We start from the raw sequence: 12,019 nt of genomic DNA, 5'->3' as shown, positions 1-12,019 counted from the left end.
CCTCCGTGGCGCCTTTTTCATGCCGGGATCGGCGACGCGGGCGTCGAAGGGGGCGGTACTCAGTGCTGAAGAGGGTGTTCGTGGCTCCGGACCCGGGGCGGGCGCGGCTGCGCTTCGCCGCGCGGGCCGTACTCGGCATCGGCCTGGCGGTCGCCGTCTGCGGGGCGGCCGGGCACTCCCTCGTGGGCGCCGTCACCGGCGGGCTCGCCGCGCTGCTCGCCCTCTTCACGGTCACCGACCCGACGGTGCGCGGGCAGGCGGTCACCACCGCGCTGCTCCCGGTGGCGGGACTGCCGGTGCTGGCCGCCGCGGCGGAGCTGCACGCCCACCCCGTGCTCCGCGACTTCACCTTCCTCGCCGTGGTCGGCGCGGGCGTGTACGCGCGGCGCTGGGGGCCGCGCGGTCACAGTCTCGGCGTGTTCGCGTTCATGACCTTCTTCGTGGCGCAGTTCCTGCACGCCACGGCCGGGCAGCTGCCCGAACTGTCCGCCGCCGTCGTGCTGTCGGTGCTCAGTGCGGCCGCGGTGCGCTTCGGTCTGTGGTGCTACGAGCGCCGTCTGCCCCCGGCGGCCGTGCCCAGCGCGCCCGGCGGCAGCGGGCTGGCCCGGGTGACCACCCGGCAGGCCGTCCAGGCGACTGCGGGCGCCGGCTTCGCCCTCGTCGCCGGCCAGCTGGTGTCGGGGCAGCGCTGGTACTGGGCCGTCGGGGCCACCTGGTGGATCTTCGTGAACACCGCCTCGCGCGGCGAGACCCTGGTCCGAGGGTTCCGCCGGGTCCTCGGCACCGTCATAGGCATCGGCCTCGGCGTGCTGGTCGTCGCCCCGCTGCACGGCGCCGCGCTGCCCACTCTCGCACTCGTGGCCGCGAGCGTGTTCGGGATCTTCTACACGGCCGCCGTGTCCTACACCTGGATGATGCTCTGGGTCACCGTGCTGGCCGAGTCGCTCTACGGGCTCCTTGGCGTGCTCACCCCGGGCCTGCTCGCGCTCAGGCTCGGGGAGACGGCGGTCGGCGCGCTCGGCGCCTGGCTCGCCGTGCTGTTCGTGCTGCCCGTCACCACCCACGCCGTCACCGACGCCTGGATCCAGCGCGCCCTGCGCTGCGTGCACGCCTGCACCGCCGAGGCCTCCGCCCGGCTCGCCGGCGTCCCGGACGCCGACCCGGCACCCGGGGTGGCGGAACTCGAGCAGATACTGGGGCGGGTACGGCTCTCCGTCGCCCCGCTGGTGCACCCGCTCAACCCGCTGTCCGGCCGCAAGCGCCGCGCCCGCCGCGTGCTCGCCCTGCTCGACGACTGCGCCCGCGAGATCCACGGCCTGGTCGCCGTCGCCGCAGACCCGGAGGCCTCCCACGACGCCCGCCTTGCCGCCGCGTGCGCCCGCGTCGAGACGGCGGTGACGGCCCTCCTCGCCCAGGAGCGCTCCGGCGACGCCGAGAAGTCGGCAGCCACCGAGCCAACGGCGCTCGCGGCTGCCGCCGCCTCACGGCTTGGTGTCGCGGGCGCTGGTGCGGGCCGGCTCCCTGCCGGGGCCAGCCCCTCCGCTGCGGCCCGGCCCTCCACGGCGGGCGCCACCCGGCCTCCTGCCTCCGGTGCCGCCGCGGCCCGGCACCCTGTCACCGATGCCACCTCCCGGCCCTCCACCGCTGGCGCTGACGCCACCCCGCGCCCTGTCGGCGGTGGCGCCGAGACCTGGCACGCTGCCGCCGGTGCCGCCGGTGCCGCCGGTGCCGCCGCCCCGCACCCCGCCACCGGTGTCGCCGAAACCCGGCATCCTGCCGCCGGTGCCGCCGCCCCGCACCCCGCCACCGGTGTCGCCGAAACCCGGCATCCTGCCGCCGGTGCCGCCGCCTCGCACCCCGCCACCGGTGCCGCCGCCCCGCACCCCGCCACCGGTGTCGCCGCCTCGCACCCCGCCACCGGTGCCGCCGCCTCGCACCCCGTCGCCGGTGTCGCCGAAACCCGGCATCCTGCCGCCGGTGCCGCCGCCTCGCACCCCGTCGCCGGTGTCGCCGCACGTCGCCCCCTCGCCGGTGCCGCGCTCGCTCACCTGCACGGGCTGGAGCGGGCCCTGGCCGAACTGGCCGCGCCGTTGCGGGCGCCGTCCGGTTCGCCGTTGGTCGGCGCGTGAGGCGCCGCGTGAGCCGCCGTGCCATGCTTGGTCTAGACCGCAGCTGATCGACTGCTACCGTCAGCCCGACGGGTCGACCGAGAGGGGACAGCGGTGGTGGACGGCGGGAGACGGGAGCGGCGGGCCTTCATCGGGTCGTTCACCGCGGCGGGCGGCCCCGGTGTCGTCACCGCCGCGGTCGCGGAGCCCGACGGCTCCCTCACCCTGCTCAGCGCCGCCGACGACGTGCGGGACCCCTCCTACCTGGCCCTCTCGCCGGACGGCGGGACGCTCTACGCGGTCAGCGAGACCACGGAGGGCGCGGTGGCCGCATACCGGGTGAAGGACGGAGCCCTCGAACTCGCCGGCCCGCCCGTCCGCGTCGGCGGCGGCCCCACCCACCTCAGCCTGCTGGACGGCCACGTCCTGACCGCCAACTACGGCTCCGGCAGCGTCAGCGCGGTCCCGATCCGCGCCGACGGACGCCTCGCCCACGCGCCCTCGGGCATCCTGTGGCACACCGGCTCCGGCCCCCACGAGAAACGCCAGCGCGAACCGCACGCCCACCAGGTGCAGCCCGACCCGGCGGGCCGCTGGGCCGTCAGCGTCGACCTGGGCACGGACTCGGTACGGGTGTGCGGCCTGGAGGGCGGAGCGCTCGCCCTGCACCGGGAGATCGCGCTGCGCCCCGGCTCCGGCCCCCGCCACCTGGCCTTCCACCCGGCCGGCCGGCACGCCTACGTCGTCAACGAGCTCACGCCCACCGTCACCGTCTGCCACTGGGACGGCGAGGCCGGCTCACTCAGACCGCTGGCCGAGACGCCGGTGCTGCCCGCCGCCCCGGCCGGGGACGCCTACCCCTCGGGCATCGCCGTGGCCCCCGACGGACGCTTCGTATGGGTCGCGACCCGCGGCGAGAACGTGCTGTCCGCGTTCGCCGTCGAGGCGGACGGGGAACGGCTGCGGCCGCTGGGCACCGTCCCGTGCGGCGGCGACTGGCCGCGCGCGCTGACCCTGTCCGGCGGTTTCCTGTACGTCGCCAACGAGCGCTCGGGGGACGTGACCTGGTTCGCCGTGGACCCGAGCACGGGCCTGCCCGAACGGGTCGGCGCGGTCGGCGTGCCGGCGGCGTCCTGCGTGGTCCTGGGCTGAGCGTCCGCCGTCCGCGCCGAAACCTTCCGGTATGCCGAAGGACCCGCCCCGTCTGCTGACGGGAGCGGGCCCTTCGTGCGTACGAGAACCGGTCAGAGGACCGGCGTGCCCTGAGCCTGCTGCGGGGCGATGCCCAGCGAGGTCGTGTACTTGGCCAGCGCCAGCTTGCCGATCGCCGGGTAGGCGCCGAGCGCCCCCGCGGCGGCGCAGCCCGCCTCCTTGGCCGCGGACTCGACCAGCTCGGCCTCGATCTCCGGGCCGATCAGGTACGGCGCCAGCGCCAGCTGCTGCGAACCGGACGAACGCAGCTGCTCGGCGACCGACGAGATCGAACCCTCCTGGTCGAGGGCCGCCGCCATCACCGGCACGGCGAGGCGGGCGGCGAGCAGCATGCCGGTGATCCCGGCCGCCTGCACCGCCTCCTCACCGCCGACCGACGCGAGGATGATGCCGTCCGCGGCGGTAGCCACGGTGAACAGACGGGCCCGGTCGGCGCGGGCCAGACCCGCCTCCGACAGGCGCACGTGCAGCGCCTCGGCGAGCAGCGGGTGCGGGCCGAGGACGTCGGTCAGCTCGGCGGCGACCCGGCTGTCCATGACGGCCTGGCGCACACGGCGCAGCAGCGCGCTGTCCGGACCGGCCAGCAGCGGCACGACGACCGCGACGGGGCCGTCCGGCTCCTTGACCTCCGTACCCGCGGCGAGCGCCTGCTCGTAGCGGGCGGTCCGCTCGTCGGCCGCGCGCGAGAGCACGGTCTGCAGCGCCGGGAACTCCCCGTCGCCCCCGTCGAGGTACCCGATCCGGGCGTCGAGGCCGGGCAGCTCGGAGCGGGCGATGCTCACGACCTCCTCGGCGAGACTGCGCGTGGCGGCGGTGGGCGTGCCCGGCACCGCGAGGACGAGCGCGGGCGCGCCCTCGGGAGCCGCCAGCGGTTCGGGTCGGCGGTGCCGTCCGGGCTGGCGGGGGCGCGGCATTCGTACTGGCAGGCCGGACGCGGGCCCAGTGGGGGAGCTCATGGCGCCGCATGTTACTGGCTTCGGGGGTTCCCCTGTTCGGGGAGGGTGCAGGTGAGCGGTATCCGTCCTGTTTTGTCTGATGGGTTACGTGCCGATTCGAACTGATCGAGGTGTGCAATCGGACCTGAAGTGACAACTCACCCCGCGCATGCGCGGACTTGTCCCCCCGTCGCCCGAAACATCGGGACGCGGGGGCATCAATCCCCTTGTGGCGACGGGACGAAAAGCATCCGTTCGTCGGCCGGCAGAGCCAGGACACCCCGGGACAGATCGGTCGCGATCCGCACCGCGCCGTGCAGGGGATCGCCCTCGGCCGTCACCCGCCGCGCGTGCGGCAGGCGTTCGCCCAGCTCCTTCTCCAGCGGGACGAGCAGGGACGCGCCGAGTTTGAACAGGCCACCGGTGAGGGCGATCCGAGGCTCGCCGGAGGGCGGGCACACCGCGGCCGCGGCCTCGGCCATGTGCCGGGCCGCCGCGCGCAGCACCCCGGCGGCCACCGCGTCCCCGGCCGCGCAGGCCGCCACGCGGGGCGCGAAGGAGGCCAGTACGGCCGCGCGGTCGGAGCGCGGGTAGAGCCGGCCGGGCAGGCCCGGCATCGGCCCGAACATCTCCTCGGCGCAGGCCAGCAGCGCCGCCGAACCGCCGTCCCGCCCGTCGTGCGCGCGCAGCGCGGCCTCCAGGCCCGCCCGCCCGATCCAGGCGCCGCTGCCGCAGTCGCCCAGCAGATGACCCCAGCCGTCGGCACGGCGCCAGCCCGCCAGATCGGTGCCGATGGCGATCGCACCGGTCCCGGCGGCGATCACCGCGCCGGGCCGGGGCCCCAGGGCGCCGGTGTAGGCGCTGACCGCGTCGGCGACGAGCGCGACCGTGCGTACGCCCAGGTCCCGCGCCAGGGCGCCGGGCAGCTCGGCGCGCAGGCCGTCGCCCAGGGTCGCGAACCCGGCGGCGCCGACCACGGCCGTCTCCAGCCGTCCCACCCCGGCCTCCGCGGCCAGCGCCCGCGCCAGGGGCACCAGTTGCTCCATGAGGTGACCCGGTTCGATGCCCCGCGCACCGGTGCGCACCGGTTCGTCGGCGGAGCCCCGCGCCAGCGCCCCGCGCCCGGGCACGCCGACGACCACGCGCATCCCGGAACCGCCCGAGTCCACCGCGAGGAAACCGGACGCCTCCGCCCCCGCGGACCCCGTCACGGCAGACGCCAGTCCACCGGCTTCCCTCCCTGCCGGATCAGCAGGTCGTTGGCGCGGCTGAACGGACGGGAGCCGAAGAAACCGCGGTCGGCCGACATGGGGGAGGGGTGCGCGGACTCCACCGACGGCAGGTCGCCGAGCAGCGGGCGCAGATTGCGCGCGTCACGCCCCCACAGGATCGACACCAGCGGCTTGCCGCGCGCCGCCAGGGCTCGTATGGCCTGCTCGGTGACCTCCTCCCAGCCCTTGCCGCGGTGGGCGCCCGGCTTGCGCGGGGCCGTGGTGAGCGCCCTGTTGAGCAGCAGGACGCCCTGCTCCGTCCAGGGCGTCAGGTCGCCGCTCGACGGCTGGGGCAGCCCCAGGTCGGCGTGCAGCTCCCGGTAGATGTTGATGAGGCTTCCGGGCAGCGGACGGACCTCGGGCGCGACCGAGAAGGACAGTCCCACCGCGTGGCCCGGGGTCGGGTACGGGTCCTGGCCGACGATCAGGACGCGTACGTCGTCGAAGGGCTGCTGGAAGGCGCGCAGGACGTTCGGACCGGCCGGCAGGTAGGTGCGTCCCGCCGCGATCTCCGCGCGCAGGAAGTCGCCCATGCGCGCGATCCGGTCGGCGACGGGTTCGAGGGCCTTCGCCCAGCCCGGTTCGACGATTTCATGCAGGGGTCGTGGTGCCACGGGCGTCACCCTACTGCCGTGCACGGCAGGGCGATCACGCGGTGGCCGAAGGCCGTCGGGGGACGACCGGACCGCGGGCGGGGGTGAACGGGTCCTTTCTGCTTCCGAGTTGGGGTGGAACTCAACCGATCACCGCCGCGCGCACGCACAGGACGTCCGGCAGGTGCGAGGCGAGCTGCTGCCAGCTGTCGCCGTCGTCCGCCGACGCGTACACCTCGCCGTTGCGGTTGCCGAAGTACACGCCGGCCGGGTCGGCGTCGTCGGTGCACAGGGCGTCGCGCAGCACCGTGCCGTAGTGGTCCTCCTGCGGCAGGCCGGCCGTCAGGGGCTCCCAGCTCTCGCCGGCGTCCGTGGTGCGGAAGACACGGCACCGGTGGCCGGCGGGTACGCGGTCGGCGTCGGCAGTGATCGGGAACACGTACGCCGTGTCCCCGCGGTGCGGATGCGCGGCCGCGGCGAAGCCGAACGTCGACGGCAGCCCCTCGCCGATGTCCGTCCAGTGCGTGCCCTTGTCGTCGCTGCGGTAGACCCCCCAGTGGTTCTGCAGGTACAGCCGGTCGGGGTTGACCGAGTCCTGGGCGACCTTGTGCACGCACTGGCCGAACTCCGGGTTGGGATCCGGCAGGAACACCGCCGACACCCCCGAGTTGGAGGGCGTCCAGCTCGCGCCGCCGTCCGACGTGCGGAACACCCCGGCGGTGGAGACGGCGACCGTGACCGCGCCGGGGTCGCGCCGGTCCGTCACCACCGTGTGCAGGCCCTCACCGCCGCCGCCCGGCACCCACTTGGAGCGGGTGGGGTGCTCCCACAGCGGGCGGACCAGTTCGAAGCTCTCGCCGCGGTCCTCCGAGCGGTACAGCGCGGCCGGCTCCGTGCCCGCGTAGACCACGTCCGGTTCGGCGGCCGCCGGGTGCAGTTGCCAGACCCGCTCCAGCGAGGCGCCCGTGTCCTTGGGGAACTTCACGGCAGGCTGGGCGGGCTCCGTCCAGGTGCGGCCGAGGTCGTCGGAGTGGAACACCGACGGCCCCCAGTGCGAGCTGTCGCCGCCGGCCAGCAGGCGTGTGGTGCCGCCGCGGGTGTCGACGGCGACCGAGTACACGGCCTGTGCGTTGAAGTAGGGACTGTCGTCGAACTCCCAGGAGCCGCCCCGCCTGCGCCCGATGAACAGGCCCTTTCGGGTGCCCACGGCGAGCAGTACCTCGGTCATGCCGATCACCTCCGCGACGATGCGTCCGGACACCTTTGTCCTGGACACCGGCCAGTCTGCACCCCACCACTGACAGTCACCCCCGCGACGGCGTCCGCCCAGGTCAGAACGGCGCCGTCGGGCTGCCGCCCGGCCCCTGCGCGGCACCGCGCGGAACCCGCCGGTCACCCATGGGACCGCCCGGGCGGGGAACTCGTCGTGAGCACGGGGGAGCCGCGCCCCGTATGGGATGGCGGTCAGGCATGTCCGAGTGCGCGTGAGGAGGAAGCCCTCGATGGCGTTCCGTGGTCCGAAGGTGTGGCTGTGGCGGTGGCGCCGCAATCCGCTCAAACGCCGCGCCGACACGGTGGAGGCCTGGGCGCTGCTCGGCGCCTGGGTCGTCACCGTCCTCGCCGGGGTCCTCGCCGGGTGGACCGCGAGCCGCGGCGTGGAGCACGGGCTGGCGCGCGAACGCCTCGACTGGCGGCCCGCGGTGGCACTGGTGATCCGGCAGGCGCCGGGCTCCTCAGGGTCGGCCGCGGCCGGCACGGCGAACGGCGGCGGGCGGCCGGTGGGCGACGGCAGTGGCGTGGGCACCGGCGGCGAGGTCGACGATCCGAACGCCGTGGACGCCATGAACACCGCGAGCGACGGCGGCGGCCCGAGGGTGTGGACGGAGGTCCGCTGGACCGGCCAGGACGGCACCCCGCACACCGGTCAGGCCCGGGTGAGGCCCGGGAGCGCGGTCGGCACCCCGGTCACCGTCTGGACCGACTCCGGCGGCCGGCTGGTGACCCGGCCCGCGACCGCGGCCCAGGCCCACACCCGGGCCGTCATGATCGGGGCCCTGGTGGGTGTGAGCGCCGCCGCCGTCCCCTTCGTGGCCGGCCGCGTCGTACGCGGCCGTCTGGAGCGGCGGCGCCTGGACCAGTGGGACACCGAGTGGACCGACTTCGGCCCCACCTGGAGCCGCAAGACCTGGTGAGCCCCACGGAAGGAGCGCCCGCCGCCCGGCGCGGAACGCCCGTATCGCACGCCCCTGACGCGCCCTCCCGGGCCGGACGGCCGGCCGCGCTCACACCGACGTCGGCAGCGCCCGCTCCAGGATCGCGTCGAAGCCGGTCGCGTCCGGGAGGGTGCCGAAGGAGTGGCCCCAGTCGGCCGTCAGGCGGGTCGCGCAGAAGGCGTCGGCGACGGCGGGCGGGGCGTGGCGGACCAGGAGGGAGGCCTGGAGGGTGAGGGCCATCCGCTCGACCAGGCGCCGGGCGCCCACCGGGGACGCCTGGCCCAGGTCCTTCCTGAGGCCGGCGACGGCGGCGTCCAGCCGGGCGTCCGCGCCCCGGGCCAGGGCGAGCTCGGCGAACAGGGCGTCCGCGGTGCCGGGTTCGCGGCCGAGCGCCCGCAGCACGTCCAGGGCGTTGACGTTGCCCGATCCCTCCCAGATCGACAGCAGCGGGGCCTCGCGGTAGTGCCGGGGCATCCCGGAGTCCTCCACGTAGCCGTTGCCGCCCAGGCACTCCAGGGCCTCCGCGGTGAACGCGGGACCCCGCTTGGTGACCCAGTACTTGCCCACGGCGGTGGCGATCCGGCGGAACGCCGCCTCGCCCGCGCCGTCCGCCTCCCCGCGCACCGCCCGGTCGGCCGCGCCGGCCAGCCGCAGGGTCAGCGTGGTGGCCGCCTCCGACTCCAGCGCGAGGTCCGCGAGCACGTTGCGCATGAGCGGCTGGTCGAGCAGCCGGGCGCCGAAGGCGCTGCGGTGCCGCGCGTGGTGGCCTGCCTCCACGAGCGTCTTGCGCATCAGCGCCGCCGACATCATCACGCAGTCCAGGCGGGTGCAGTTGACCATCTCGATGATGGTCCGCACGCCCCGCCCCTCGGGCCCGACGAGCCACGCCACCGTGCCGTCGAACTCCGGCTCGGAGGAGGCGTTGGACCGGTTGCCCAGCTTGTCCTTCAACCGCTGGATCCGGAAGGTGTTGCGGGTGCCGTCGGGCAGCACGCGCGGCACCAGGAAGCAGGACAGACCGCCGGGCGCCTGCGCGAGGACCAGGAACACGTCGCACATCGGCGCCGACGTGAACCACTTGTGCCCGCGCAGCGTGTAGACGCCCGGCTCGGCGGTCGGCGTCGCCGCCGTCGTGTTGGTCCGCACGTCCGAGCCGCCCTGCTTCTCGGTCATCCCCATGCCCGCGAGCAGCCCCGGCTTCTCGGCCGGAACCCGCAGGCCGGGCTCGTAGACGCGGCTGGTCAGCAGGGGTTCGTAGACGGCGGCTAGCTCGGGCTGGGCGCGCAGGGCGGGCACCGCGGCGTACGTCATGGAGGTCGGGCAGCCGTGCCCGGCGTCGGTGTGGCCCCACACCAGCCCGCCCGCGGTCCGGGCGACGTGCGCGCCGGACCGCTCGTCGGCCCAGGGGGCACCGGCGAGGCCCTCGGCGACCGCGGACCGCATCAGGTGGTGCCAGGCGGGGTGGAACTCCACCTCGTCGATCCGGTTGCCGTACCGGTCGTGGGTGCGCAGTTCCGGCTCGTGCCGGTTGGCCAGCTCGGCCCAGTCCTGCACCTGCGCGCTGCCGGCCAGCGTCCCGAGCCGGCGCAGGTCCGCCTCGGCCCATCCGGCGCCCTCCCGGCGCAGGCCCTCCAACAGGGCCGCGTCGTCGGACGCGTCGTAGGGGGTCAGGGGCGGGGCCTGGTTGGTGACGTCGTGGGTGGTGGCGGCGGCTACGGCGGCGGCGTGCTGCCGGTCGTGCTCGAGTGTGGAGGCCATACGGCCAGTGTTGCACTTCTCGTGCGGTCGTAGCAATGATGCAATATGGCGGAGTCCGTACAGTACGTGACCATGAACACCTCCCAGGAGCCCGCCGGGGCCGCCCTGCGACCGCTGTCCGCGCGGTCGGTGGTCCTCAGCCTGCTGCTGGGCACGCATCCGCCCGAGCTGCCGGTGAAGGACCTGGTGCGGGCGGTCGAGCCCTTCGGGGTCGGCGGATCCACCCTGCGGGCTGCGCTGAGCCGGATGGTGACGGCGGGCGACCTGTGGCGTTCGGACACCGTCTACGGCCTCAGCGAGCGGCTGCTGGAGCGCCAGCGGCGCCAGGACGCCGCCGTGCACCCCGAGACCCGGCGCTGGCACGGCGACTGGGAGATGGTCGCGGTCACGGCGACCGGCCGCGGCCCCGCCGAGCGGGCCGAACTGCGCGCCCGGCTGACCGCCCTGCGCCTGGCCGAACTGCGCGAGGGCGTCTGGCTGCGCCCCGCCAACCTCGCCCGCCCCTGGCCCGAAGGCCTCGACCGGGTGAGCCGCCGCTTCACCGCGCGGCCCGAGGAGCCCGCCGCCGAACTCGCCGCGAGCCTGTGGCCGCTCGGCGCCTGGGCGGAGACCGCGCGTGAACTGCTCGTCCTGGTGACGCGCGCGGACCGGCCCGCCGACCGCTTCACCGCCCTCGCGGCCGTCGTACGGCACCTGCTGGCCGACCCCGTGCTCCCCGCCGGGCTCCTGCCCGCCGGCTGGCCCGCCCCGGCCCTGCGCGCCGCGTACACCGCCTACCAGCGCGAGCTGACCGAGGAGATGCTCGGCCGTGCGGGCCGGTGAGAGCACCGCGGCGGCCGCGCCCGGAGCCCTGGGCGGCACCGCGGCCGCGTCGCCGCCACTCGTCGCGAAGGCGTCACTCGTGGGTGACGCGATGTGGGGCCGTCGCTCGTAGGCGATCCCCGACGGCCGCGTGCTCGCGGTACGTCCAGTACGTCCCGTGGTGCGCCTGCCTGCTCCTGCCTGCCCTGCATGACATCCGGCCACTGGAGCGCGCGGCAAGGGCTCTCCGTCCGGGCCTCCCGCGGCGGCGTCCGGTGGCGAGGGCGCGGTCCGTGGCGTTCCCTGAGTACGACGGGGATGACCTGCGCACTCGCGGGCACCCGTGGGGCACCAAAGGCGATCTCACCCCAGGCGAGGAGAGTCATGACTGAGCGGAAGTCGTCGTCGGTCCTTGCGGCGCCCCTGCACGGCGCGGCCCATGTGCTGCGCCGGGTGCCGGGCGCCGGGACGGTGGGCAGGGCCGCCCAGGGAACACTGAACAAGGTCGGCGCGGTGTCGCCCCGGGGGCGGCGGCTGGCCGTCTACACCGGGGCCGGGGTGCTCGGTGTCGCCGGCGTGGTGGAGTGGCCCGTCGCGCTCACCGGCGCGGCCGTGGCCTGGCTCACCCAGCCCCGGCCCGCGGGCACCACGGACGGCCCGGACTCGGACCTCGCACGGGATGGCGCGGTCCAGGGCTCGTCAGGGTCCGCCGTCACCGGAGCGGTGACCGCGGACGGTGAGCCGGCCGGGGCCGCCGCGTCCCGGACCGCGCCGGCCAAGCGCGCGTCCACGGCGGCGACCAGGACGACGGCGCGCAAGACGACGGCCAAGGCCGCGACCAGGACGGCGAGCAGGACCACCGCCAAGACCGCGAGCAAGACCGTCGGCAAGACCGCGGGCAAGTCCGCGGCGAAGACGGCGGGCAGGGCCACCGGCCGGTCCGCCGGCAAGGCGTCCGGCGCGGGCGGCGCGCGGGACATCGCGTCCGCGGCCCTCAAGTCCGCCAAGACCGCCCCGGAGACCCCGTCAGCCTCCGGCCGGAGCGGGCGGGGCAAACCGTCCGGCACGCAGGCGTCAGCCGGGCCCCTCGGCCCCACGGCGCGGCCCGACCGCACCACCCTCTGAGGG

At 75.9% G+C, this 12,019-nt stretch carries 10 protein-coding genes; 5 read left to right on the top strand and 5 right to left on the bottom strand.

All coding sequences use genetic code 11. The features are described 5' to 3' along the window. Positions 1-62: 62 nt before the first annotated feature. Positions 63-2,129 (top strand): FUSC family protein, encoded by a 2,067-nt coding sequence (locus IE217_RS06875; RefSeq protein ID WP_229865076.1) that lies wholly within the window; start codon positions 63-65, stop codon positions 2,127-2,129. Between the two features lie 93 nt (positions 2,130-2,222). Next, positions 2,223-3,260, top strand: coding sequence for a lactonase family protein (locus IE217_RS06870; RefSeq protein ID WP_190176814.1), 1,038 nt, complete (start codon positions 2,223-2,225; stop codon positions 3,258-3,260). A gap of 92 nt (positions 3,261-3,352) precedes the next feature. Here the strand turns inward: IE217_RS06870 and IE217_RS06865 are convergent, their stop codons facing one another. From IE217_RS06865 to IE217_RS06850, 4 genes are all read right to left on the bottom strand, one after another. Then, entirely contained in the window at positions 3,353-4,276 is a 924-nt protein-coding gene (locus IE217_RS06865; protein ID WP_190176813.1) for a sirohydrochlorin chelatase, read from the bottom strand. A 197-nt stretch (positions 4,277-4,473) separates the two neighbouring features. Continuing rightward, positions 4,474-5,466: an N-acetylglucosamine kinase gene (locus IE217_RS06860; protein ID WP_190176812.1), complete on the bottom strand. Its 993-nt coding sequence runs from the start codon at positions 5,464-5,466 to the stop codon at positions 4,474-4,476. Continuing rightward, positions 5,463-6,140 (bottom strand): uracil-DNA glycosylase, encoded by a 678-nt coding sequence (locus IE217_RS06855; protein ID WP_190176811.1) that lies wholly within the window; start codon positions 6,138-6,140, stop codon positions 5,463-5,465. The genes IE217_RS06860 and IE217_RS06855 overlap by 4 nt, the downstream gene beginning before the upstream one ends. Positions 6,141-6,261: 121 nt before the next feature. After that, positions 6,262-7,347, bottom strand: coding sequence for a WD40/YVTN/BNR-like repeat-containing protein (locus IE217_RS06850; RefSeq protein ID WP_190177026.1), 1,086 nt, complete (start codon positions 7,345-7,347; stop codon positions 6,262-6,264). Positions 7,348-7,621: 274 nt separating this feature from the next. Between IE217_RS06850 and IE217_RS06845 the strand changes: the two genes are divergently transcribed. Beyond that, positions 7,622-8,311, top strand: coding sequence for an Rv1733c family protein (locus tag IE217_RS06845; protein ID WP_190176810.1), 690 nt, complete (start codon positions 7,622-7,624; stop codon positions 8,309-8,311). Positions 8,312-8,401: 90 nt separating this feature from the next. On the opposite strand, the gene IE217_RS06840 is transcribed toward IE217_RS06845, so the two are convergent. Next, positions 8,402-10,090, bottom strand: coding sequence for an acyl-CoA dehydrogenase family protein (locus IE217_RS06840; RefSeq protein ID WP_190176809.1), 1,689 nt, complete (start codon positions 10,088-10,090; stop codon positions 8,402-8,404). 72 nt (positions 10,091-10,162) lie between these two features. Here IE217_RS06840 and IE217_RS06835 point away from each other — a divergent pair, with 72 nt between their 5' ends. Together IE217_RS06835 and IE217_RS35310 are read left to right on the top strand one after the other, a co-directional pair. Then, the gene (locus IE217_RS06835) at positions 10,163-10,912 is read left to right on the top strand and encodes a PaaX family transcriptional regulator C-terminal domain-containing protein (RefSeq protein WP_190177025.1); all 750 of its coding nucleotides are present in this window, start codon (positions 10,163-10,165) and stop codon (positions 10,910-10,912) included. Positions 10,913-11,275: 363 nt separating this feature from the next. Further along, positions 11,276-12,016 carry a hypothetical protein gene (locus tag IE217_RS35310; protein WP_373297965.1) on the top strand — a complete coding sequence of 247 codons (741 nt, stop codon included), beginning with the start codon at positions 11,276-11,278 and terminating at the stop codon, positions 12,014-12,016. The last annotated feature ends 3 nt before the right edge of the window (positions 12,017-12,019 follow it).

Source organism: Streptomyces naganishii JCM 4654 (assembly GCF_014650575.1).
Taxonomy (GTDB): domain Bacteria; phylum Actinomycetota; class Actinomycetes; order Streptomycetales; family Streptomycetaceae; genus Streptomyces; species Streptomyces naganishii.
Note: the sequence above shows the minus strand (reverse complement) of the source record. Positions and strands in the feature narration are given on the sequence as shown.